This is a genomic window from Glaciihabitans arcticus (assembly GCF_004310685.1).
GTDB lineage: Bacteria > Actinomycetota > Actinomycetes > Actinomycetales > Microbacteriaceae > Conyzicola > Conyzicola arctica.
In genome coordinates this window covers 564,283-585,856 of record NZ_SISG01000001.1, presented here as the reverse complement: position 1 = coordinate 585,856, position 21,574 = coordinate 564,283, and the positions used below count along the sequence as shown (strand labels likewise).

Below are 21,574 nucleotides of genomic sequence, written 5' to 3'. Positions count from 1 at the left end.
TCCTAGTTGACGGGCGTCAGATCACGCGTTGCGGGGCCCTCGAGGCGGGTTCCGCTTGCGCTGAAACGCGATCCGTGCGCCGGGCAGTCCCAGCTGCGCTCGGCGTCGTTCCAGGTGAGCGCCGCACCCAGGTGCGGGCACACGGCGCTCACGGCGCAGGTGGTCGCGTCGACGGTCGAGAGTCCCACCGGCCGCACTCCTCGACGTCCCACAACGCCCTCGCCCTCGGCCGGAGACGTCTGTGGCAGGGGTGTGGAGAGCGCGTGCGCGTAGCCCTTGAGGTACCACCAGCCCACAGCGGCGTTCTCACCGATGCCCCGACCGATCGCCTCCGGCGTGGTGAAGCGGCGGTGCAGAGTGCGCTGCCAGTCCGTGCGGCCACCCAGCAGGTCGGCGTGCAGCGTGAGAGCGGATGTCACGGCGCCGGTCATCCCCCACTTCTCATAGCCGGTCGCAAGGTAGATACGGCCCCGGCCTCGCGGCAGGAAACCGACGAACGCCACGTGGTGCGGTGTCGAGTAGTCCTGCGCCGACCAGGTGTGGGTGACGTCGGCGCCGGGCCAGTAGCGCAGCGTCCAGTCGAGCAGCTCGTCCGCTGCACGTTGCGGCGAGGGGTGGCGGCCCACGGCGTGCCCGTTGCCGCCGGTGAGCAGCAGGTCGCCGTGGGTGCGGATGGAGCGCGTGGGCGTCTCCGCGCCGAGGAACATGCCGTCGGGCAACTGTTCCTCGGGAACCCGGGCTGAGAGCGCGTAGCTGCGGTGGGCGGAGAGCTTGGCGAAGTACAGCCCCCGATCGAGGATCGGCGTGCCCGTCGCGAGGATGACCCGCTCGGCGGCCAGGTCGCCGAGGCTCGTGACCACACGCGTCGGCGACGAGGCGGCGACCCGCGTGACCCGTGCACCCTCGTGGATCACGCCGCCGAGTGCGCGCACGTCTTCGGCGAGCGCCGCAAGCACACGCAGGGGATCGAACTGCGCCTGGTCGGGCAGCAGCACGGCGCCGAAGGTCGGGAACGGGAGTTCGACGTCGTTGACCCGCTGCACGGGAAGTCCCGTTGAGCGGGCGACCTCATACTCGCGTTCGACCTGCGCCGCGCCATCCGGAGTCGCAGCATAGGTATAGGCGTCGCGTCGCTCGACGGGCACCCCGCGCAGCTCGCAGTAGCGCAGCAGCCAGTCGAAGCCCGCGGTCGCGCCGTCGACGTAGGCCTGTGTGGCCGACTGATAGAGGGTCGAGCGGATCTTCGACAGCTGGGTGCCCTGCAGCAGGCTCAGCTTCGCCGTGGTGTTGCCCGTGGACACCGCGCCGACCGTGCGGGCTTCGAGCACCGCCACCCGTCGACCGGAGCGGGCAAGCAGCAGCGCGCTCACGAGGCCGGTCAGGCCGGCGCCGACGATCACCTCGTCGTAGTGCGCACCGGGCAGGAAGTCGTCGGTCGGGATGGGAGGAGCTTCGGCAAGCCACAGTGAGGTCATTGCGGCACGCTAAGCACGCTGTTTGGGAGTTCACTGGATGGCTGGGAATAGGCTTCGAGCATGGACTCGTCACTCGAGCGCTTTCGCGAGCTGCTCCGCCTCCCCACGATCTCCCGCTCCGACGAGACGCTGACCGACTGGGAGCCGTTCGACGCCTTTGTGGCTGCGCTCCCCCGGCTGTACCCGGCGCTGCACGCCGCCCTCACCCTCGAGATCGTGGAGGGTCACTCGCTGCTCTACCGCTGGAAGGGCTCGGGTGACGGCGCGCCCGCCGTGCTCATGGCGCACTACGACGTGGTGCACGCGACCGACGAAGGCTGGGAGCATCCGCCGTTCGCGGCCGAGCTCGTCGGGGACGGCGAGGAGGCCGTGCTCTGGGGCCGCGGCGCGATCGACGACAAGGGTGCGCTCGTGAGCACCCTCGAGGCGGCGGAGCGACTCGCCGAGCGTGGCTACATCCCCGCCAACGACGTGTACCTGAGCTTTGGGCACAACGAGGAGACAGCGGGAGGGGGTGCAGCGGCGGCCGCAGCCGTGCTCGAGGGGCGGGGCATCCGCCCGGCTCTGGTGCTGGATGAGGGCGGAGCGGTCGTCGAGGACATCTTCCCCGGAGTTGCGGGCCCGATCGCGGTGATCGGGGTCAGCGAGAAGGGCCTTGCCGGTGTGCGGCTCAGCGTCGAGCAGGAGGGCGGGCACGCCTCCACTCCCCCGCGCTTCGCGGCGACCGTGCGGCTCGCGCGTGCCATCGTGCGCCTCAACTCCAAACCGTTCCCTGCCGGCTTCTCCTCGGCGACGCTCGAGATGGTGCGCACCCTGGGCTCACACTCGACAGGACCGCTGCGCTTCGCCGCCAACAACCTGTGGCTGACCCGCGGTGCGCTGCTCGGCGTGTTCTCCCGCCTGGGCGTCGAGACGAGCGCGATGGTGCGCACCACGCAGGCCGTGACCGAGCTCTCCGGGTCGGGCGCGGCCAACGCGCTCGCCGAGCGGGCGACGGCCACCGTCAACGTGCGGGTGGCCGTGGGATCCTCGGTGGCCGAGGCGGTTGCGCACATCCGGCGGGCGGTGCGGGATCCCCTCGTCACCGTCGAGGTCATCGAGGCCTCGGAGCCGTCGCCGATCTCCCCCTCCAGCGGACCGGCGTGGGAGCTGCTCACCGAGACCATCGAGTTCGCCTACCCCGGCACGATCGTCACGCCCTACGTGCAGCTCGGGGCGAGCGACAGCCGCCGCTTCACGGGCATCAGCGATCACGTCTACCGATTCAGCCCGTTCGAGCTGTCGTTCGAGGAGCGCTCCACGCTGCACGCGATGAACGAGCGCATCCGCGTTGCGACCTGGCTGCGCGGCATCGACTTCTACGAGAAGCTGATCAGCGAGCTCTAAGTACCGGGCGCCGTTTCCGCGAGCCACTTGTCCAGCGTCGACGGCTTGTCGGTGATGATGCCGTCCACGCCGAGGGCGAGCGCCTCACCCCAGCGCTCCTCACTGTTGAGCGTGTAGAGCAGCAGCCCCAGCCCGGCCTCGTGCATCTCCTCGACGGCGGCCGGGTGCTCGCGCAGCCCGTCGGCGCTCGTGAGGATCGCTATCGCGCCGAAGTGGGTGGCGAGTCCGACCGGGTCTCCGGGCAGCTCTCTGGTGATGATGACGCGCGGGAAGGACGGCCCGACCTTTTCGATGTTCATCAGCGTCGTGTAATCGAAGCTCGCAAGCGTCACCCGCCCTTCAACACCCCGCGCCTCGATCAGTTCGACCACGGTCTGCACGTTCTCCTTCGGCCAGAAGCCCTTGAGCTCCATCAGCACCTTCTTGTCGGCCGCCAGAGCTTCGGCCGCGGCGAAGACCTCGAGGAACTCGTCAAGCGTCGGGATGCGGGTTCCGGCGAAGCGCGGCGCATACCACTTGCCAGCGTCGAGCTTCTTGAGCTGCTTGAGGGTGAGGGTGTCCACGGCACCCTTGCCGTTGGTGGTGCGGTCGACCGACTCGTCGTGGATGAGCACGGGCACGCCGTCCTTGCTGAGCTGCACGTCGGTCTCGACGAACGCGAGCGAGCTGTCGAGGGCGGCCTGCAGTGCGGGCAGCGTGTTCTCGGGAGCGTTCGACCGGTCGCCGCGGTGCCCCGCCACAAAAGCAGGTTCACCGGGCGCTCGGAGCGCGCCGAACACGCTGGCCGCGTAGACGCGTGAGACACCGGGGCTCAGCGTGATGAAGAGCACGGCAACCATCGTGACGACGATGATCGGGATGACGCTCTTCGAGCGCGGGAACCGGGACCTGCGGGGTTGCACAACACTGCCAGTCGCCATTGACTCGCCGTTCTCTTCGGGTGGGCCCGCAACCGGGTTGCCCCACTCTAGCAGCGACCGTTACCGTTCTGTTACATTCGGCTCGCCGGATACGTCAGTGCTTGTAGTGCCCCGTCGCCTTAGCGAGCAGCAGCTGCTCGTCGATGCCCTCCGCCCGCTCCAGCTGGGCGATCAAGCGTGCCGCCCGGCATCCCCCGAGCGTCAGCACAATGCGCCCGCCGCGCTCGATCTGGAGCCCACCGGCCTTGGTCACCCGGTAGGCGAAGGGATCGGATTCGAGCCGGCCGCGCGCATCCGTCATGCCGCGGTGTCCGCCTGGCCTGCGTCGGAATTGCCCGCGGCCGCAGCCGCCGTGATGCGGTTGGCCATACCCGCGAAGATCACACCGTGGAACGGCAGGATCGCGAACCAGTAGGCGCGGCCCGCTAGACCCTGCGGGAAGAACACCGCCCGCTGGCGGTACACCGATCCGCCATTCGGGTCGGGCTCGGCGGAGAGCTCGAGCCAGGCCTTGCCGGGCACCTTCATCTCGGCGCGCAGGCGCAGGAAGGTGCCGCGGCGAATCTCCTCGACCCGCCAGAAGTCGAGGGCGTCACCCTGGGCGAGGCGCTTTGCGTCGCGGCGTCCGCGGCGTAGGCCCACGCCCCCTACGAGCTTGTCCATCCAGCCGCGCACGGCCCACGCGAGCGGGAACGAGTACCAGCCGTTCTGGCCGCCGATGCCCTCGATGATCGTCCAGAGCTGATCGGTGCTGGCCGGCGTGTGCTGCTCGCGCGCGTCGAGGTACACGGTGTGGCCCGACCAGTTCGGGTCGCTCGGCAGCAGGTCGCTGGGCGCGCCCGCGACGCTCGAGTTCTGCCAGCTGGTCTCCACCTCGCCGGCGCGCATTTTGCCGAGCGCCAGCCGCACAGCCCTGCGGTAGCCGGTGAGGCCACCCTCGGGGTCGGGGATGTACTTCTCGATGTCGTTCTCGCTCACCACGGCGTCGAACTGCAGCGAGGACACGATCGGCACGGCGAGGGCGCGCGGGATCGGCGTGACGAGGTTCACCCACTGCGCGGCCAGCCAGGGGGTGAGCACGGGCAGGGAGGCGATCGGGCGCTGGGGCAGGCCCGCCTCGACCGCGTAGCCGTTCATCATCTGGCCGTAGCGCAGCACGTCCGGTCCCCCGATGTCGAGGGTGCGATTGAGGTCGGCGGGGAGTTCCGCGGATTCGACGAGGTAGTAGAGCACATCCCGAACCGCGATGGGCTGGATGAAGTTGCGCACCCACTTGGGCGCCGGCATGTAGGGCAGCACGTCGGTGAGGTGGCGGATCATCTCGAATGACGCGGAGCCCGAGCCGATCACCACGCCGGCCTGCAGGGCGGCCGTCGGCACACCCGATTCGAGCAGGATGCGCCCGACCTCGGCGCGGGAGCGCAGGTGCGGCGACAGGTCGCCATCGGGATGCAGCCCGCCGAGGTAGACGATGCGCTTGACGTCGGCGGCTTTCGCAGCCCTCGCCATGATGCGCGCGATCGTGCTCTCGGTGCGCTCGAAGTCGCCCGTGCCGGCCATCGAGTGCACGAGGTAGTAGACGACCTCGCGCCCCTCGACGGCACGCTTCACGGCGGCAGCGTCGGCGAGGTCGCCCTCGACGATCTCGACCCGGTCGGCCCAGGGCACGTCGCTCAGGCGCTCGGCACCGCGCACGATGACCCGCACGTCGTGCCCTGCGTCGAGGAGCCTGGGGACCAGTCGTCCGCCGATGTAACCCGTTGCTCCCGTGACAAGAATGCGCATGCGCCCAGCGTATTTACGCTGGCTGGGAGCACGCGCACTTACTGTGACTTAGATGAGTGACTTGGTGTGCCAGACCGTCTTCGTCTCGGTGAAGGCGAGCATGCGGTCGAGCGCCGGGGCGGGCGTGCCCGTCACCGGCGTGAGAACACGCTTGAGGGTGTCCGCTGCGGCGATCTGCAGCTCCACCCAGTCGAGTGCATCAGCACCGGCGAGGTCGAGGCCGTTGACGTCCGCGTGGCTCGCGAGCCACGGCGCAATCTCCGCAGCGGACCCGGTGAGCACGTTGATGACTCCCCCGGGAACGTCGCTCGTCGCGAGCACCTCCGAGAGGCTGATCGCCGACAGCGGCAGCGCCTGGCTGGCCACAACGACCACGGTGTTGCCGGTGACCACCGCGGGCGCGATGACGCTGACGAGCCCGAGCAGACTCGAATCCTGCGGCGCCACGGTCGCGACGACACCCGTGGGCTCCGGGGTCGACAGGTTGAAGTACGGCCCGCTGACCGGGTTGCCGTTGCCCGAGACCTGCACGTACTTGTCGGCCCAGCCGGCGTACCAGACCCAGACGTCGATGGCCGCATCCACCTGGCGGGATGCAACGGCCGCCGTCACACCCTCACTCGCGCTGATCTCCTCGACGAACTGCGCACGACGCCCCTCGAGGAGCTCGGCGATGCGGTACAGAACCTGTCCGCGGTTGTACCCCGTGGCGCCGGACCAGCCGGAGACGGCTGCGCGCGCCGCCACAACGGCATCCCGAGCGTCTTTGCGGGAGGCCTGGGCAGCGTTCGCGAGGAAGTCGCCCTTCGCCGTCGTGACCTCGTAGGTGCGGCCACTCTCGCTGCGCGGGAACTTGCCGCCGATGTAGAGCTTGTAGGTCTTGGGGATGGTGAGGCGGGTCATTTCTTCGCACCCTTCTTGGTCGTGGCGGGCAGGGCGGCAGCGGTCTCGTAGGACTCGACCAGAGACGCCGTTTCGAGGTAGGCGGCGAGCCCGTGGCGGCCGCCCTCACGGCCGTAGCCGGACTCCTTGTAGCCACCGAACGGCGAGGCGGGGTCGAACTTGTTGAAGGTGTTCGCCCAGACCACACCGGCCTTCAGCTTGTCGGCGACCGCGAGGATGCGGCTGCCCTTGTCGCTCCAGATTCCCGCGGAGAGGCCGTAGGGCGTGTTGTTCGCCTTCGAGATCGCCTCGGCGGGGGTGCGGAAGGTGAGCACCGAGAGCACCGGTCCGAAGATCTCCTCGCGCGCGATGCGGTGGCTCGTCGACACGTTCGTGAATATCGTGGGCGCGAACCAGAAGCCGTTCTCGGGGATCGCGCAGTCCGCAGTCCAGCGCTCGGCGCCTTCCGCGTCGCCCACGTTGGACAGCTCGCGGATGCGGTCGAGCTGCTCGCGTGAGTTGATCGCCCCGATGTCGGTGTTCTTGTCGAGCGGGTCGCCGAGGCGCAGGGTCGAGAGGCGCGTCTTGAGGCGGTCGACGACCTCGTCGTGGATGTTCTCCTGCACGAGCAAGCGGCTGCCCGCGCAGCAGACGTGACCCTGGTTGAAGAAGATGCCGTTGACGATGCCCTCGATGGCCTGGTCGATGGGGGCGTCGTCGAACACGATGTTGGCCGCCTTGCCGCCGAGCTCGAGGGTGAGTTTCTTGCCGCTTCCGGCGGTTGAGCGCGCGATCGCCTTGCCGACCGCGGTCGAGCCCGTGAAGGCGACCTTGTTGACGTCGGGGTGGTTGACGAGCGTTTCGCCGGTCGCTCCCGCGCCGGTGACGATGTTCACGACGCCCGCCGGCAGATCGGCCTGCTGCAGGATCTCGGCGAACAACAGTGCGGTGAGGGATGTCGTCTCCGCGGGCTTCAGCACCACCGTGTTGCCGGCGGCGAGGGCGGGGGCGATCTTCCACGCGAGCATCAGCAGCGGGAAGTTCCATGGGATGACCTGCGCGGCCACTCCCAGCGCGCGCGGGTGTGCTCCCAGTCCGGCGTAGTCGAGCTTGTCAGCCCAGCCGGCGTAGTAGAAGAACCAGGCGGCGACGAGCGGCACGTCGACATCCCGAGTCTCTTTGATCGGCTTGCCATTGTCGAGGCTCTCGGCGACGGCGAGCTCGCGCGACCGCTCCTGCACAAGGCGCGCGATGCGGAACAGGTATTTGCCGCGATCGGCGCCCGACAGTTTCGACCAGGTGCGGTCGTAGGCGCGGCGGGCGGCCTTCACGGCGAGGTCGATGTCGTTCGCGTCGGCGGTCGCGATCTGCGTGATCGCCTTCTCGGTTGCGGGGTTGATGCTCGAGAACGGGGCGCCGTTGCCGTCGACGAACTCGCCGTCGATGAACAGCCCGTAGCTGCCGCGGAGGTTGAGTAGTGCCGTCGACTCGGGGGCCGGGGCGTATTCGAGGAATGACATTATCTGGGTCCTTTAGTCGACGGTGACGTAGTCGGGGCCGCTGTAGTGGCCGGTGGTGATCTTCTGGCGCTGCAACAGGACGTCATTGAGAAGGGATGAGGCTCCGAAACGGAACAGGTGGGGCTCGAGCCATCCCTCCCCGACGGTCTCGGCGACCGTGACGAGGTACTTGATCGCATCCTTCGAGGTGCGGATGCCGCCCGCGGGTTTCACGCCGATTCTCTGCCCACCAGAAGCGCCGCCGGTGAGTTTGTACCAATCCCGAACCACCTCGAGCATCGAGAGGGTGACGGGCAGCGTGGCCGCCGGTGCCACCTTGCCGGTGGAGGTCTTGATGAAGTCCCCGCCGGCGAGGATCGCGAGCCAGCTCGCGCGACGCACGTTGTCGTAGGTGTTCAGCTCACCGGTCTCGAGGATCACCTTGAGGCTTGCTGAGCTGCCGTCGGCGCGGCGGCAGGCTTCCTTGACCGCGACGATCTGGTCGAAGACGACGCCGTAGCGACCGGCGAGGAAGGCTCCACGGTCGATGACCATGTCGATCTCGTTGGCGCCCGCGGCGACGGCGTCGGCGGTGTCGGCGAGCTTGACGGCGAGCGAGGCGCGCCCGCTGGGGAAGGCTGTGGCGACGGCGGCCACCGAAATGTTGCCGTCATCCGGGTCACCGTGCAGGGTGCCGAGGGCGGCGACCGCATCCCCGACCATGTCACCGTAGACGCAGACGGCGGCAACGCGCGGGGTGCTCGGGTCGGACGGGTCGGGGGTGATCGCCTTGGCGACGAGCGACCGCACCTTGCCGGGGGTGTCTGCACCCTCGAGGGTGGTCAGGTCGATTAGGCGGATGATCGTGTCGAGCGCCCAGGCCTTCGACGTGGTCTTGATCGAGCGCGTGCCGAGGTCGGCGGCGCGGGCCTCGAGGCCGACTGCATCGACACCGGGGAGGCCCTCGAGGTGCAGCCGGAGGCTCTTCTCGGTGAGGTCACCCCCGATCAGGTTGAGCGCCCTCTCGGCGGGCGCAAGGGAGGGAACGGCGATGGTCATGAGTTCTCCTTGATCAGGTCGTTTGCTGTCGCCTCGTCGGTCACGATGACGGAGCACAGCCCGCTCGTGACGACGGCGCGGGCGACATCGTGTTTGGCGGATCCGGCGACGACGAAGATGGCGAGCTCGGCGTTCTTCAGCCGATCGAGTCCGAGGCCGACCGTGCGGTCGTTCAGGCCCGGGTCGACGATGTTGCCGTTGGCGTCGATGTAGCGGCCGACAACATCGCCGACCGCGCCCTTGCGGGTGAGTTCGGCGACACCGTCGGCATCGAGGTAGCCGCTGTCGACGAGCACGGAGCTCTGGTCCACCACCCCCGCGCTGTAGACGTAGGCGGATGCCGTGGTCGCCATCTCGAGCACGCCGGCAACCGTGCGGTCGGCTTCGATCGCCGCCTTCGTCTCGACCCGCTCGAGTATCGCGGGGCTGGGCAGCAGGATCGCCTGTCCCTCGGCCTTGCGGGCGATCTCGACGGCGGTCGTCGCCGCGGTCCCCGCGCGCCGGTTGAGGGTGACGCCGCCGTTGATCTGCACCACGGTGATTCCGTGGGCCCAACCCGGTTCCAGTTTGTCGGCGATCTCGCTCAGGGTGCGACCCCAGCTGATGCCGAGCGTGCGCGGAACGGGCCGGAGCGCGGTGAGGTAGTCGGCGGCGGCCTGTGCCACGCGGGACTGCACATCGCTGTCGTCGGCGAGGGTGGGAACGACTATCGCGTCGACGAGCCCAAAGCGCTCCCGCAGGTCGCGCTCGATGCCGAGGCGACGGGCTCGCGGGTGCACGATCTCGATGCGCACGATGCCCTCGGCGCGGGCCTGAGTGAGCAGCCGCCCGACCTTCCAGCGCGTGATCTTGAGCAGCGCGCCGATCTCGTCCTGGGTTTTGTTCTCGTCGTAGTAGAGCTCGGCGACACGCACGATGGTCAGTTCGTCCGTCATCCGCGCCTCCCTTGGCTCTCATCCAAGGGTAGGCGCGTGGTGCACGGGTTACAACATCCGTGGGGTGGTCTGCTCAGATGAGCAGCGCTCCGCGACAGACGCGCACACTAGTTGCGCGAGCTCCTCGATGCCGCGTCGAAGTAGGAGTTCCAGGTCGCACCGCGATCGCGCTCCCAGTTCGCCCAGTCGACCGGGTGACCACGAAGGAGGTCCTCGAGCTGGTCGAGGTTGGTGCGCCAGTGCGCCACGATGTTGGCGGAGAACCGGGGCTCGACTGGAGCCCCGATGCGCACGGTGAGGCGAGTGGCCCCTCCGCGTGTGCCGCCCTCGAGGATCTCGAGCTCGATATCGAGCTCACCGATGTTGGACGTGGCCACGGTCAGCCGCTGGAGGGGCTCGAGTTCGGTGATCTCGCCCCTCGTGGGCGCGAGGTAGGTCGGGCCCATCCACTCGATGTCGAAAATGCCGCCCACGCGCGGATCGATCTCGACATCGCCGAGCCAGCCGGAGATGAGATCGGGGTCGATGAGGGCATCCCAGACGATCTCGACGGGGAGGTCGTAGTCGCGGGTGAACTCCAGTTGCAGGCTCGGCACGCACCTAGTTTAAGACAGCGCGCGGCGGCCCTAAACTAGCGGGATGACGAAGACGCCCGGGCCCGCAGAAGCCCCCCCGAGCCGCCATCCCGCCATCGCGGCACTCGACGTGATCGTCGGCTTCGCATTCCTGCTGACCGGGCTGGGCATCGCCTTCGTCGTGATCGCGACCAGCCTGCAGTTCCCGCTGCTTCTCGGCAACTGCACGCAGGAGTGCGCTGCCGGCCTCCTGAATGCACTCGTCGTTGTGATCATCGCCGTCACGGTGCTCGCCTGGGCGCTGGGCGCCGGATTCTTCATCGTTCGAGCCTTCCAGAAGCGCGTCGCGTGGTTCTGGCCCACCATCGCCTTCGCTGTGATCGTCGTGACCTTCTGGGTCGGCACGGCACTCGTCGGCCTGAGCCTTCCCGGAGTTGCGCAGTGACATCCCTAGCCCTCGCCGTCGACTTCGGCGGAACCAAGGTCGAAGCCGGCCTCGTCGATGCGCAGGGCAACGTGCTGCCCGAGAGCCGTTTCCGTCGGCCGAGTGGTGGCGGGTCGACCTCCGAGCAGCTCCAGGCCGCGGTCGCCGGTGTGGTGCGCGATGCGCTGTCCACGCTTCCGGATGACGCCACCCTGCTCGGCGCAGGCGTCGGCTCCGCCGGCCCCATCGAGGTCGTGGGCGGTACCGTGTCGCCGTTGAATGTTCCGGCCTGGCGCGGGTTCCCGTTGCGGGACTTCGTGACACAGGTTGTTCGCGAGATCGTACCCGGCACCCCCGTCGTGCTGCGCATGGACGGCCTGTGCATCGCCCTCGCCGAGCACTGGGTCGGCGCGGGTCGTGGCTACGACAACGTCATGGGGATGATCGTTTCAACCGGCATCGGTGGAGGACTCATCGTGCAGGGCATGGCGGTCCAGGGCCCTACGGGCAACGCCGGGCACATCGGCCACATCGAGGTCGGCTGCTTCGACGACCCGTGCAAGTGCGGCGGCATCGGCTGCGTCGAGGCAATCGCCTCCGGACCGAAGACCGTCGACTGGGCGGTCGGCCAGGGCTGGGTCGGATCGACTGGCGAAGAGCTTGCGGCGGCCTACGCTGCGGGCGATCCCATCGCCCACGCCGCGGTTGCGCGCTCCGGTCGCGCCATCGGCCAGGCCATCGCGTCTGCAGTGTCCCTCGCGGACATCGAGCTGGTCGCGATCGGCGGCGGGTTCTCTCGCGTCACCCCCGACCTGTTCGACATGATCCGCTCGGCCATCGCCGAGCGCGCCGCCTTCGGCTTCGTCACCAAGGTCAAGGTCGTGCCGTCGGCGCTCTCCGACGCCGGCCCGCTCATCGGTGCCGCGGCGCTCGTGCACCGGGGCGAGCTGCTCACCGAGGTCTAGCCGCGCCGAGTTGCCTGCGTTCGGTTGAGCGCGGCGAGTTGCCCAAAAACGTCGCCTCGGCGCCGGATCAGGCAGCAGAAGTGGGCAACTCGCGCTCAGGTTCGCCCGAATCGAAGGGCCGTCTTCGGCAATCACGGGCGGTCATTCGCACGTCCCGGTTACCTCGCCACGAACGGAATTGACCCAATGGGCGTCCGACAGGCTGTTTCCATCAAGCCGCGCAGTCCGCGACAGAACGGTATCTCCGTCGTCGGTGAGTTGAAGGGTGACGTCGACCCACGCCCCTTCGAATGTGGCGTTCTCAATGTCGGTCGAAGTGAAACCCTCAGGATCCTGTCCGAGGAAGATCGGTTCATCAGCATCCGCGGACCGGGCGATGCCTGAGGTCGCCCAGATGAGCTTCGCGGTCGCGCCCTCGGCCTTGTCGGTCGTCGTCACGCGGATAGCCGAGTATTCGTGATCTCCACAGAAGGCGAATGCGACACGGTAGTCGACGAAGCGCATCGATATATCTGCGTTCTCATCGACCGTGGCGGGCGTCTCAGCCGTGCAGCCCGTAAGGGCGACCAGTGAAACAGCCAACAGAACAAGGTTTACAGCACGCACGTCCACGATTGCCTCCGAGCCCCGCAGACGCGAGTCCCGCTCAGACTAGCGCGCGGCGTGCTCCGCGAGCTCGTCCTCGATGAAACGTCCCCGCCCGATCACGACACCGGCGATGACCGCGGTGAGTGCCGTCGCGAGGAGGAAGTACAGGGGCAGGGTCCATCCACCAGAAATCTCGTGCAGCACCCCGACCAACAGGGGTCCTACGGCACCGATCGTATAGCCGATGCCCTGCGCGAAGCCACTGAGCGCGATCGAGCCGGCGTGGGTGCGCGTGCGGGAATTGATGAGGACGAGGCACACCGGGAACAGGATCGGCCCCAGCCCGATCAGCAGCACCCAGAGCCACGTGGCGGCGGTCGGGGCGAAGATGAGTCCGAGGTAGCCGAGTACAAAGAAGGCGACGCCGGCGTGGATGATCCAGCCCGCGTTCTTCAGTCGGGTCACGAGAATCGGCGCGATGATCGACGCCGGCAGTCCCGCGAAGCTGAACAGGGCAAGCAGTGAGCCGCCGGTAATCGGGGTGACGCCGGCGATGTCGCCGAGGATCTCGGGCAGCCACGCGAACGCGGCATACGCGTTGAGCGACGACACGGCGAAGGCGAGCGTGATCGCGAGGGCCGCGGGCGACCGCCACAGCCGGTTCACGAGCGCGGGCGGGGGTTCCTCGAGTTCCGGCGTCTCCTCGTGCTGTGATGCGGCGAGGGATGCGCGGTGCCGGCCGAGCAGGATGACCCACGGAATCAGCGCCACCATGGCAAGCCCCGACCACACACCGAGCGAGAATCGCCAGCCGATCGAGTCGGCGAGGGGCGCCGCAAGCAGCGCGGGCAGCGCGGTGCTGATCGACATCAGGGTCGCGTAGGTGGCCGTGACGAGCCCGATGCGGTCGGGGAAGTAGCGCTTCACGGCCGGCGGCAGCAGCACGTTTCCGATGCCCATGCCGACGAGGGCCAGCGCACTCCCGATCAACAGGACCGTGTAGCTTCCGGACGCCGAGCGCACCAGATGCCCCACGATCATGATGCCGATCGCCAGCACCAGCGAGGCCTCGAGGCCGATGCGGCGCGCGATCGGGGGTGCGATCAGGCCGGAGAGAGCGAAGAAGACGGGAGGCAGCATCCCGAGCACGCCGAGACCGACCGTGGTCAGTTCGATGTCCACCGAGATCTGATCGATGATCGGCGAGATCGCGGCGACCGCCGAGCGCAGGCTCAGGGCGATGGTGACGATGGCGAGCAGGGCGATGACGCGACCCCTCCAGAGCGGCGCGGGAGCTGCCGGAATCTGGGACACGTCACCAGTGTACGGGCGCGCTCGCAGCCGCCCGTGCCTAGGCTGGGGGCATGAGTGATCTCTCCGGCTACTTCCCGCTCAGCCAGCGCCCGAAGCGCGACGAGACCGCCGTCACCAACAACTGGGCGAAGGCGCGCGGCACGATTCTGCTCGAGCTCGCGGGACTCCTCGGAGAGTTGGACCCGGCGGACTGGGAGCTGCCGGGCCTGCGCCCCGGGTGGACCGTGCGGGACGTCGCCGGCGAGCTGGTGTGGCTTGCCGGTTCGGGATGGGCGAGCCGGGCATCCCGTGTCTGGGGCAGGTCGCTGACCGAGTGGAGCAGCCAGGCCGAGGCCTCCGAGCGTTTCGCGCGGGAACAGCACGGCGACCTCGCCGCCCGGCTGCACACAATCGCCGTGGACGACCTCGCGCCGAACGCGCGGCGGAGTGTGCGCGCCCTCTCCCCCGCAGTCGTCGCCGCGTTCGAGTTGTCCACAGCGCTCGGGCGGCCGATCGCGGTCGACTCGATCGTGAGCGGCGCGGTCGCCCTGGCCCGTGGAATCGGCGGGCCGGTCGAGGTACGGGCTGTGACCAGCGTGCGCACCCTCGTCGCCACCGACGCGGACTGGCGGGTGGGCCGTGGACCGGAACTGCCCGGCACAGCAGCCGCGCTGGTGCTCTTCCTATTCGGTCGCAGCCGACCCCCGGAGTAGCGTGGGAGCGAGCCGGTCATCGGGTCCGGCCTGACAGTGGGGAAACTCCATGGCAAAGAATGACGGCTTCGACCTCGGCGATCTCGGCGACATCGTCGGCGGGCTCATCCAGGGCAAGGGTGTCGACGTGAAGACGCTTGAACCGCTGTGGGAGAAGGTTCAGCCCACGCTGAAGGGTCTCGACACCGACGCCATTCTCGACACGGTGGGCAACTGGGCGAAAGGACTAGACCTGCCGCTCGTCAACAAGATTCCGGACGGCACGATCGACGATCTCAAGAACGGCGTCAAGGTGCCGCTCTCCAAGCTCATCAAGGGCTGAGGATCGCCCGAATCCCCTGCTCGTCGCGGGCCATTTGGGTCGCCAGTTCGTCCATGCCGGAGAACTTCTGCATGCCGCGGATGAAGCGCACAAACGACACCTCGACGGTCTTGTCATAGAGGTCGAAGCTCTGGTCGAGCACGTGCGCCTCGACCTGCTTGTCGGGCACACCCTCGAACGTCGGGTTGTTTCCGATCGAGACGGCCGCGCCGTAGCGCTCGCCGTCGACGGTCAGCCACGCGGCGTAGACGCCGTCTGCGGGGATATAGCCCTCGATCGCGGGCGACAGGTTCGCGGTCGGGTAGCCGAGCTCGCGACCGCGCTGTAGACCGTGCACAACGGTCGAGCGGATGGTCGGAAGTTTACCCAGCACCTCGGCGGCCTTGTCGACGTCGCCCGCGGCGAGAAGCTCGCGCACCCAGGTACTGGAAGCACGGCGCTCGGATCCCGCCGCGACGACGTCGTCGATCAGCCGCACCTCGAATCCGTTCTGCGCGCCGAGCTGCTCGAGGAGCTCGACCGTGCCTGCGCCCTTCGCGCCGAAGCGGAAGTCGGAGCCGACGAAGACCACGCGCGCGTGCAGGGCATCCACGAGGATGCGCGTGACGAAGTCCTCGGGGCTCTGCTCGCTGAACGCCTTGTCGAAGGTGAGCATGATCGTGGCGGCGAGCCCGGTTTCGGCGAGCCGCTCGACCTTCTGCGGGTTGCTCAGCAGCGGTTCGGGGCACAGCTCGGGGCGCAGGAGCGCGAGCGGGTGGCGGTCGAAGGTGACGGCGGTCGCGGTGAGGTTCTCCTCGGCGGCGACCTTCAGCAGGTTCTCGAGCACGGTGCGGTGGCCGGAGTGCACGCCATCGAACTTGCCGATCGCGACGGCGCTCGGTCCGAAGTCGTCGGGGATGCTCCCCAGGTCCTCGTAGAACTCCATCAGAACGTTTCCTCGGCGGCGCGCGGCCTCTTGCGATAGAGGAAGATCATGCCGAAGATCGGCAGCACCAGCGGTACGAACAGGTAGCCCGCACCGAACACCGACCAGACGGTCTTCGCGGGGAACAGGATCGGGTCGACGAGGCTCAGCGCACCCACAACGAGCACCCCGAGCAGCTCGAACGAGATCGTGATCCAGGCGATGCGGTACCAGGTGTCGCCCTTCTTGATGAGGGCGATCGTAGCGAGGATGTAGACCACCGCGGCAAGAGCCGACAGCGAGTAGGCGATCGGCGCATCGTCGAAATCGGTTGCGATCTGCACAAAAGAGCGACCGGTTGCGGCGAGGGCGAGCACCGCATAGACGGCGATCAGAACGCGGCCGGCGCCAGTCGAGCGGGACGAGGTAGTTGTGGACATCGGGTTATAGGTTACGCGACCTGAACGGCCCAGATCTGCTGCATGCGAAGCACCATCACCGCGACCGCGAGGCAGGCCACCCCGAGCACAACCGTGCTCCAGCGAGTGCGGTCCACAAGGCCGTAGCTGATGGCGGCCGGCGGGATGAGAATCGCCGACACGAGGTAGGTGTAGTACTCGAGCACACTGCCCGTGGCGTTGTTGCCGAAGGCCGGGGCGAGCAGCGCGACGACCAGCTGCGCGACCAGCAGCACGCCGACGAGTGCGGTGCCGCCCATCGTGTAGTCGTTGGGCTTTTTTCCCGCCAAACCGAGGATGACGGCGAGCACGCCCACCAGTATCGCGATGCCGGCCTGCACCCAGGAGAACCACTCGATCACTGGCTGTCTCCTGACTCGGTGGCGTTCACACCGATCACTTCGTCGGTCGGGAAATTGACGAGCGGCTTGACCAGGCCCGTGCCGTCCTTGAGGCTGCCCGGCAGCACGGTGACGAGGCCCACCAGCCGTCCATCGGGTGCGAGAACCGCGACGGGGGCATTGTCGTCGGCGGCAGCCGGGATGCGGATGCGTTTTCCGTGGACGAGATGGATCACCTCCGCATCGGTCGCGGTGAACGTGGGGAACAGCGTTTCGGCGATGGCGGCGGGTGCGATCAGTTGGGACGCAGGTGCGAGGTCGTCGAGCTCCGCGGCATCCTTCACGTCGAATGGTCCGATGCGCGTGCGGCGCAGGGCGGTGAGGTGGCCACCCACCCCGAGCGCACTGCCGAGATCTCGGGCGAGCGCGCGGATGTAGGTGCCACTTGTGCACTCGACGCGCACATCGACGTCGGTGAAGGAGCCGTCGCGCCGTGTTTCGAGAATCTCGAACGCCTTGATCGTGACGGCCCGTGCCTTGAGGTCGACGGTATGCCCCTCGCGCACGAGGGCGTAGGCGCGCTTGCCGTCGACCTTGATCGCGCTCACCGAGCTCGGCACCTGCTCGATGTCGCCGGTCAGCTTCGCGATTCCGGATGCCACGGCGCTCGCCTCGACCCCGGACGCGTCCACCTGCTCGAGCGGCTCGCCCTCGGCATCGTCGGTGGTGGTCGACAGGCCCAGGCGGATGGTGGCGAAGTACTCCTTGTCGAGCCCGACCAGGAACGTCAGAAGTCGCGTGGAGCTGTTGAGGCCGAGGAGCAGCAGGCCGGTCGCCATCGGGTCGAGGGTGCCGGCGTGGCCGACCTTGCGCGTTCCGGCGGCCTTGCGTGTGCGGGAGACCACGCCGTGGCTCGTGATTCCCTGCGGCTTGTCGACGAGGAGGATGCCGCTGCGGCTGCCGGATGTCTCCTCGTTGCCGCTCTCGTCGTTCACCGTTCGAGTTTAGGCTGTCCCCATGCGGATCGGGGTCATCGGGGCGGGTGCCGTGGGCGGGGTTCTGGCCGCGCTCCTCGACCGCGCCGGGCACTCGGTCGCCGTGACCGCTCGCGGCGCGCACCTTGCGGCAATTCAGGACTTGGGCATCACCCTGAGCGGCGCGTGGGGGTCCCACGTGGCGCGGGTGGACGCGACCCCTGAATTGCCAACGGGGGTGGACCTGGTGCTCGTCACGACGAAGGCGCAGGATGCCGCCGCGGCTCTCGGCGCGCACGCTCATCTGGACGGGGTGCCGGTGCTCGTCATCCAGAACGGGCTGGAGGCGATCAGCACCGCGACCCGACTGCTGCCGCACTCCCCCGTCGCCGGCGGGCTCGCGCTGTTCGCGGCATCGTTCCTCTCGCCGGGAGTCGTCTCGGTTACCGCCGCGCAGCCGCTGTATCTCGGCGGCGCGGTCGCACCGTTCGTCGATCTGCTCTCTCCTCTTCTGCCGGTCACTGTCGTGTCCAACTTCGCCGGCGCGCAGTGGACGAAGCTCATCGTCAACCAGCTCAACGCGTTGCCCGCGATCACCGGGCTGAGTGTGCAGGAGACGATCGCACATCCCGGGCTGCGACGGGTGCTCACGGCAAGCATGCGCGAGGCGGTGCGGGTCGGTATCGCGGCCGGCGTGCGATTCGAGTCGCTTCAGGGTCTGACGGATGCCTCGCTCCGCCGTTTCGCGCGGCAGCCCCTCTGGGCGGCGCAGGCCCTGCCGCTCAGGTTCGCGCGGACGTTCGGCGACGTGCCCAACCCCGGGTCAACGCTCCAGAGCCTGCGCCGCGGGCAGCGCACCGAGATCGACTACCTGAACGGTGCGGTGGTGGCGGCCGGTAGTGCGCCGATCAACGCTGCGCTGGTGGCGCTGGTGCATTCCGTCGAGAAGTCGGGGGTGTTTCTCGCGCCCGCAGAAGTCGTTCAGCAGCTGTCGGCGAAGATGCGGCGTGGGTGGTCGTAGTCGGAGTTGTCGATGAGCGCGGTCGCGTGGGACGACGGCTTCGCCTCCTTCTTGTACAGCTTCTGGCCGTCGGAGTAGCGCGCGCTCACGCCGTTGTCCCCGTCCCGTTCGATGAGCCGCTCCATTGCGACCTCGGCAGGGACCTCGAGCCAGATCGAGTAGTTCCAGATGCCGCGCAGCTCCGGGCGGTTGAGGAAGATGCCGTCGACGAGCAGGATCGCGTCGGCCGGTGCAGTGATCCACTTCGGCTCGACCTGGTTGTTGCTGCGGTGGTCGAATGCAGCGGTGACGAACGCCGCGCTGCCGCCCATCCTGAAGGGCTCGATGAGCACGCGGCGGAAGGTCGCGTAGTCGTAGGAGTCGCGGTAGAAGCCCTCGGCCGAGTCGCGGCCGCGAGCGTGCCGCTTATCCCTCGGCCGGTGGAACCCGTCGATCGAGGCCTGCACCACCGCGTGACCCTTCGACTCGAGTGCGTGGGCGAGATCCGCGGCGAAAAGGGTCTTGCCCGCTGCATCCACACCGTCGATCGCAACGATCACGCGACCCTTGCCATAGTTGTGCAGGATGTCGTCGACCAGTGCTGCGAGAACGTCCTTCTTCTGCGGGGTCCACCTCATGCTGCTCAGTCTAGGTCGCGCGTTTCGGCAGACGCTGGGGCGTTTACTGTGGAATCGTGAACATTCCCGCGGCCGTCATCGACTGGTTCGCCGCCAACGGTCGCGACCTGCCGTGGCGCAGGCCGGGATATCCCGCGTGGGGCACCCTCGTCAGCGAGTTCATGCTGCAGCAGACGCCCGTGGTGCGGGTGATCCCGAGGCTCGCCGAGTGGCTCGAGCGCTGGCCGACGCCCGCTTCACTGGCGGCCGAGCCCTCGGGCGAAGCGGTGCGCGCGTGGGATCGCCTCGGCTACCCGCGTCGCGCCCTCAACCTGCACGCCGCCGCGGTCGCAATCACCGACCGGCACGGCGGGGTGGTCCCCTCGGACGTCCCCTCCCTCCTGGCCCTGCCGGGCGTCGGCGACTACACGGCTCGCGCCGTCTCCGTCTTCGCGTTCGGCGAGCGGCACCCCGTCGTCGACGTCAACACCCGGCGCGTCATCGCGCGCGCGATCACCGGCAACGGTGAGCCGGGGCCGGCACACAAGCGCGACCTCGCCGACATGGAGGCCATCCTCCCTGAAAGCGATCGGGATGCCCAGCTCGCCAACATCGCCTTTATGGAGCTTGGCGCGCTCGTCTGCACGGCCCGGTCACCACGCTGCGACGTGTGCCCGATCGTCGAGGCCTGCGCCTGGCGCAACGCGGGGTACCCGGAGTTTGCGGGAAAACGAGCGCCCACGCAGAAGAAGTTCGCGGGCAGCGACCGGCAGGTGCGCGGGCTCATCATGGCGGAGTTGCGCGCCTCGGAGGTTCCCGTCACGCTCGCCGAGATCGACGGTGTCTGGCCGGATGACGTGCAGCGCGCCCGCGCCCTCGCCGGACTGCTCGCCGACGGGCTCGTCGTGAGCGTGCCGGGCGGCTTCGAACTGCCGAGCTGACTCGAACGCCTCTGTAGAGCGTGCCGGGCTAGGCTCAACTCGTGCCGACACCCTCGCTCCGTCTCGCCCGAGCCGCGACCGGCGAGCTGGCAGCGGCTCTCGCCGCAATCCCGATCGAGCTGGGCCTGCCGCGCGACTTCCCGGCCGAAGTGCTCGCTGCGGTGCCGAGCCCGGCTCTCCCCGAGCTCGACCTGACCCACCTCGAGTTCGTGACGGTCGACCCCCAAGGAGCGACCGATCTCGACCAGGCATTCCTGCTCGAGCGCGCGGGTGACGGCTATCGGGTGTACTACGCGATAGCCAACCTCGCGGCCTTCGTCCAGCCGGGCGGGCCGATCGACGTGGAGGCGCGACGGCGCGGCCAGACGATTTATGCGCCGGACGGCCGCATCCCGCTGCACCCGCCGGAAATCAGTGAGGACGCGGCGTCGCTCCTCGCGGGCGTCGACCGCGGTGCCTACGTGTGGGACTTCGAGCTCGATACTGCTGCATCGGTCACCTCCTTTTCGGTCAGGTTAGCCACCATCCGATCGCGGATGCAGCTGACCTACGAAACTGTGGACATTCCACTGCTGGGCGAGATTGGGGAGAAGAGGATCGCTCTCGAACGGGCACGGGGTGGCGCGAGCCTCACTCTTCCGGAGACCGAGATCGTCGAGAGCAACGGCACCTACACGCTCGTGCGCAGGCGGCCGCTGCGCGCCGAGGCCTGGAACGCGCAGCTCTCGCTTTTGACCGGCATGGCCGCGGCGGAGCTTATGCTCGGGGCGGGCGTCGGGATTCTACGCACCATGCCGCCTGCGCCTGCGGAGGCCGTGGACGAATTCCGGCTGCGGGCGCGGGCGCTGGGACATCCCTGGCGCGAAGACATGCCGTACGGCGACTTTCTGCGGTCACTCGACCTCAATGACCCCGCCCAGCTGGCGATCATGCATGCTGCCGCGTCGCTATTCCGCGGAGCCGGGTACACGGTGTTCGACGGCTCTGCTCCGGGTGTCACCACCCAGGCCGCCGTCGCCGCGCCCTACGCGCACGCGACAGCGCCACTGCGGCGACTCGTCGATCGGTTTGTGCTCGCGGCGTGCGAGGCGATCTCTGCGGGACGCCCCGTGCCCGAATGGGTACGCGGAGCGCTGCCGTCGCTGCCGAGCCTGATGTCGGCTTCGGGCGCGCTGGCCGGACAGGTCGACCGGCTCGCGATCGATACCGTGGAGGCCGCGCTGCTCGCTCCCTCTATCGGCGCGATTTTCGACGCGACCGTGATCTCGGCACGGGCCACATCAGGCACGATCCAGTTGCTATCCCCGGCCGTTTCCGCCTCGTGCGATGGCGCGCTCGTCGCCGGGTCGCGCATCAGTGCCCGGCTCGACATCGCGGATGTCGCCACCGCCACGGTCCGCTTCACCGCGATTCAGGATGCCGCGGCGCCCGGATCACCCTGACTCGCCTTCCGCGGCTCCTCCTCCACCTCACGGTCGGCACGGAACCTCTCCACAGATGTCGAGAAGTCCATTCGAA

Annotated in this window: 24 protein-coding genes; 8 read left to right on the top strand and 16 right to left on the bottom strand. The window is 68.5% G+C overall.

Translation table 11 applies throughout. The features are described 5' to 3' along the window. Window positions 1-2: 2 nt before the first annotated feature. Complete coding sequence (locus EYE40_RS02685) at window positions 3-1,475, bottom strand: FAD-dependent oxidoreductase (RefSeq protein WP_130980501.1); 1,473 nt, start codon at window positions 1,473-1,475, stop codon at window positions 3-5. 60 nt (window positions 1,476-1,535) lie between these two features. Here EYE40_RS02685 and EYE40_RS02680 point away from each other — a divergent pair, with 60 nt between their 5' ends. Beyond that, window positions 1,536-2,861, top strand: coding sequence for a M20/M25/M40 family metallo-hydrolase (locus EYE40_RS02680; protein ID WP_130980500.1), 1,326 nt, complete (start codon window positions 1,536-1,538; stop codon window positions 2,859-2,861). Here EYE40_RS02680 and EYE40_RS02675 read toward each other — a convergent pair. The 8 genes from EYE40_RS02675 to EYE40_RS02640 form a co-directional block, all read right to left on the bottom strand. After that, window positions 2,858-3,781 (bottom strand): glycerophosphodiester phosphodiesterase, encoded by a 924-nt coding sequence (locus tag EYE40_RS02675; protein WP_130980499.1) that lies wholly within the window; start codon window positions 3,779-3,781, stop codon window positions 2,858-2,860. The two genes, EYE40_RS02680 and EYE40_RS02675, sit on opposite strands and share 4 nt — an antisense overlap. Window positions 3,782-3,875: 94 nt before the next feature. Further along, the gene (locus tag EYE40_RS02670) at window positions 3,876-4,082 is read right to left on the bottom strand and encodes a hypothetical protein (protein ID WP_130980498.1); all 207 of its coding nucleotides are present in this window, start codon (window positions 4,080-4,082) and stop codon (window positions 3,876-3,878) included. Continuing rightward, on the bottom strand, window positions 4,079-5,566 hold the full coding sequence (locus EYE40_RS02665) for an SDR family oxidoreductase (protein ID WP_130980497.1): 1,488 nt from the start codon (window positions 5,564-5,566) through the stop codon (window positions 4,079-4,081). The genes EYE40_RS02670 and EYE40_RS02665 overlap by 4 nt, the downstream gene beginning before the upstream one ends. Before the next feature lie 48 nt (window positions 5,567-5,614). Then, on the bottom strand, window positions 5,615-6,469 hold the full coding sequence (locus tag EYE40_RS02660; protein ID WP_130980496.1) for an aldehyde dehydrogenase family protein: 855 nt from the start codon (window positions 6,467-6,469) through the stop codon (window positions 5,615-5,617). Next, window positions 6,466-7,968 carry an aldehyde dehydrogenase family protein gene (locus tag EYE40_RS02655; RefSeq protein ID WP_130980495.1) on the bottom strand — a complete coding sequence of 501 codons (1,503 nt, stop codon included), beginning with the start codon at window positions 7,966-7,968 and terminating at the stop codon, window positions 6,466-6,468. Before EYE40_RS02655 ends, EYE40_RS02660 begins: the two co-directional genes overlap by 4 nt. 12 nt (window positions 7,969-7,980) lie before the next feature. Next, window positions 7,981-9,006, bottom strand: a complete 1,026-nt coding sequence (gene deoC / locus EYE40_RS02650; protein WP_130980494.1) for a deoxyribose-phosphate aldolase — start codon at window positions 9,004-9,006, stop codon at window positions 7,981-7,983. Continuing rightward, the gene (locus EYE40_RS02645; protein WP_130980493.1) at window positions 9,003-9,941 is read right to left on the bottom strand and encodes a sugar-binding transcriptional regulator; all 939 of its coding nucleotides are present in this window, start codon (window positions 9,939-9,941) and stop codon (window positions 9,003-9,005) included. Before EYE40_RS02645 ends, deoC begins: the two co-directional genes overlap by 4 nt. Window positions 9,942-10,048: 107 nt before the next feature. Further along, window positions 10,049-10,537 (bottom strand): SRPBCC domain-containing protein, encoded by a 489-nt coding sequence (locus EYE40_RS02640; RefSeq protein WP_130980492.1) that lies wholly within the window; start codon window positions 10,535-10,537, stop codon window positions 10,049-10,051. 43 nt (window positions 10,538-10,580) lie between these two features. On the opposite strand from EYE40_RS02640, the gene EYE40_RS02635 reads away from it, so the two are divergent. Together EYE40_RS02635 and EYE40_RS02630 are read left to right on the top strand one after the other, a co-directional pair. Further along, the gene (locus tag EYE40_RS02635) at window positions 10,581-10,961 is read left to right on the top strand and encodes a hypothetical protein (protein ID WP_130980491.1); all 381 of its coding nucleotides are present in this window, start codon (window positions 10,581-10,583) and stop codon (window positions 10,959-10,961) included. Then, window positions 10,958-11,905, top strand: a complete 948-nt coding sequence (locus EYE40_RS02630; RefSeq protein WP_130980490.1) for an ROK family protein — start codon at window positions 10,958-10,960, stop codon at window positions 11,903-11,905. The genes EYE40_RS02635 and EYE40_RS02630 overlap by 4 nt, the downstream gene beginning before the upstream one ends. Window positions 11,906-12,046: 141 nt before the next feature. On the opposite strand, the gene EYE40_RS02625 is transcribed toward EYE40_RS02630, so the two are convergent. Next, window positions 12,047-12,517 (bottom strand): hypothetical protein, encoded by a 471-nt coding sequence (locus EYE40_RS02625; RefSeq protein WP_130980489.1) that lies wholly within the window; start codon window positions 12,515-12,517, stop codon window positions 12,047-12,049. Between the two features lie 39 nt (window positions 12,518-12,556). After that, window positions 12,557-13,807: an MFS transporter gene (locus tag EYE40_RS02620; protein WP_204742206.1), complete on the bottom strand. Its 1,251-nt coding sequence runs from the start codon at window positions 13,805-13,807 to the stop codon at window positions 12,557-12,559. A 50-nt stretch (window positions 13,808-13,857) separates the two neighbouring features. Here EYE40_RS02620 and EYE40_RS02615 point away from each other — a divergent pair, with 50 nt between their 5' ends. Beyond that, complete coding sequence (locus EYE40_RS02615; protein WP_130980488.1) at window positions 13,858-14,499, top strand: maleylpyruvate isomerase N-terminal domain-containing protein; 642 nt, start codon at window positions 13,858-13,860, stop codon at window positions 14,497-14,499. A 49-nt stretch (window positions 14,500-14,548) separates the two neighbouring features. Further along, window positions 14,549-14,821, top strand: coding sequence for a hypothetical protein (locus tag EYE40_RS02610; protein ID WP_130980487.1), 273 nt, complete (start codon window positions 14,549-14,551; stop codon window positions 14,819-14,821). Here the strand turns inward: EYE40_RS02610 and EYE40_RS02605 are convergent. Genes EYE40_RS02605 through truB form a run of 4 tightly spaced genes read right to left on the bottom strand, consistent with a single transcriptional unit; the run spans window position 14,811 to window position 17,519 of the window. Continuing rightward, complete coding sequence (locus tag EYE40_RS02605; RefSeq protein ID WP_130980486.1) at window positions 14,811-15,746, bottom strand: bifunctional riboflavin kinase/FAD synthetase; 936 nt, start codon at window positions 15,744-15,746, stop codon at window positions 14,811-14,813. The genes EYE40_RS02610 and EYE40_RS02605 overlap by 11 nt on opposite strands. Then, window positions 15,746-16,165: a hypothetical protein gene (locus EYE40_RS02600; RefSeq protein ID WP_130980485.1), complete on the bottom strand. Its 420-nt coding sequence runs from the start codon at window positions 16,163-16,165 to the stop codon at window positions 15,746-15,748. The genes EYE40_RS02605 and EYE40_RS02600 overlap by 1 nt, the downstream gene beginning before the upstream one ends. An 11-nt stretch (window positions 16,166-16,176) precedes the next feature. Continuing rightward, a complete protein-coding gene (locus EYE40_RS02595) occupies window positions 16,177-16,545 on the bottom strand; it encodes a hypothetical protein (protein WP_130980484.1) in 369 nt (122 codons plus the stop codon). Continuing rightward, entirely contained in the window at window positions 16,542-17,519 is a 978-nt protein-coding gene (gene truB / locus EYE40_RS02590) for a tRNA pseudouridine(55) synthase TruB (protein ID WP_130980483.1), read from the bottom strand. The genes EYE40_RS02595 and truB overlap by 4 nt, the downstream gene beginning before the upstream one ends. Window positions 17,520-17,541: 22 nt before the next feature. Here truB and EYE40_RS02585 point away from each other — a divergent pair, with 22 nt between their 5' ends. Then, complete coding sequence (locus EYE40_RS02585; RefSeq protein ID WP_130980482.1) at window positions 17,542-18,519, top strand: ketopantoate reductase family protein; 978 nt, start codon at window positions 17,542-17,544, stop codon at window positions 18,517-18,519. Here the strand turns inward: EYE40_RS02585 and EYE40_RS02580 are convergent. Beyond that, a complete protein-coding gene (locus EYE40_RS02580) occupies window positions 18,480-19,136 on the bottom strand; it encodes a nucleoside/nucleotide kinase family protein (RefSeq protein WP_130980481.1) in 657 nt (218 codons plus the stop codon). The two genes, EYE40_RS02585 and EYE40_RS02580, sit on opposite strands and share 40 nt — an antisense overlap. 53 nt (window positions 19,137-19,189) lie before the next feature. Here EYE40_RS02580 and EYE40_RS02575 point away from each other — a divergent pair, with 53 nt between their 5' ends. Then, the gene (locus EYE40_RS02575; RefSeq protein ID WP_240034832.1) at window positions 19,190-20,056 is read left to right on the top strand and encodes an HhH-GPD family protein; all 867 of its coding nucleotides are present in this window, start codon (window positions 19,190-19,192) and stop codon (window positions 20,054-20,056) included. A 41-nt stretch (window positions 20,057-20,097) separates the two neighbouring features. Next, a complete protein-coding gene (locus EYE40_RS02570) occupies window positions 20,098-21,498 on the top strand; it encodes an RNB domain-containing ribonuclease (protein ID WP_130980480.1) in 1,401 nt (466 codons plus the stop codon). Window positions 21,499-21,574 lie beyond the last annotated feature (76 nt).

Coding starts and splice junctions, on each gene's coding strand:
- EYE40_RS02655 (WP_130980495.1), bottom strand. CDS start 7,968: ATGTCATTCCTCGAATACGCCCCGGCCCCCGAGTCGACGGCACTACTC.
- EYE40_RS02645 (WP_130980493.1), bottom strand. CDS start 9,941: ATGACGGACGAACTGACCATCGTGCGTGTCGCCGAGCTCTACTACGAC.
- EYE40_RS02675 (WP_130980499.1), bottom strand. CDS start 3,781: ATGGCGACTGGCAGTGTTGTGCAACCCCGCAGGTCCCGGTTCCCGCGC.
- EYE40_RS02670 (WP_130980498.1), bottom strand. CDS start 4,082: ATGACGGATGCGCGCGGCCGGCTCGAATCCGATCCCTTCGCCTACCGG.
- EYE40_RS02600 (WP_130980485.1), bottom strand. CDS start 16,165: ATGTCCACAACTACCTCGTCCCGCTCGACTGGCGCCGGCCGCGTTCTG.
- EYE40_RS02660 (WP_130980496.1), bottom strand. CDS start 6,469: ATGACCCGCCTCACCATCCCCAAGACCTACAAGCTCTACATCGGCGGC.
- EYE40_RS02615 (WP_130980488.1), top strand. CDS start 13,858: ATGAGTGATCTCTCCGGCTACTTCCCGCTCAGCCAGCGCCCGAAGCGC.
- EYE40_RS02585 (WP_130980482.1), top strand. CDS start 17,542: ATGCGGATCGGGGTCATCGGGGCGGGTGCCGTGGGCGGGGTTCTGGCC.
- EYE40_RS02635 (WP_130980491.1), top strand. CDS start 10,581: ATGACGAAGACGCCCGGGCCCGCAGAAGCCCCCCCGAGCCGCCATCCC.
- EYE40_RS02685 (WP_130980501.1), bottom strand. CDS start 1,475: ATGACCTCACTGTGGCTTGCCGAAGCTCCTCCCATCCCGACCGACGAC.
- EYE40_RS02680 (WP_130980500.1), top strand. CDS start 1,536: ATGGACTCGTCACTCGAGCGCTTTCGCGAGCTGCTCCGCCTCCCCACG.
- EYE40_RS02605 (WP_130980486.1), bottom strand. CDS start 15,746: ATGGAGTTCTACGAGGACCTGGGGAGCATCCCCGACGACTTCGGACCG.
- EYE40_RS02580 (WP_130980481.1), bottom strand. CDS start 19,136: ATGAGGTGGACCCCGCAGAAGAAGGACGTTCTCGCAGCACTGGTCGAC.
- EYE40_RS02610 (WP_130980487.1), top strand. CDS start 14,549: ATGGCAAAGAATGACGGCTTCGACCTCGGCGATCTCGGCGACATCGTC.
- EYE40_RS02665 (WP_130980497.1), bottom strand. CDS start 5,566: ATGCGCATTCTTGTCACGGGAGCAACGGGTTACATCGGCGGACGACTG.
- deoC (WP_130980494.1), bottom strand. CDS start 9,006: ATGACCATCGCCGTTCCCTCCCTTGCGCCCGCCGAGAGGGCGCTCAAC.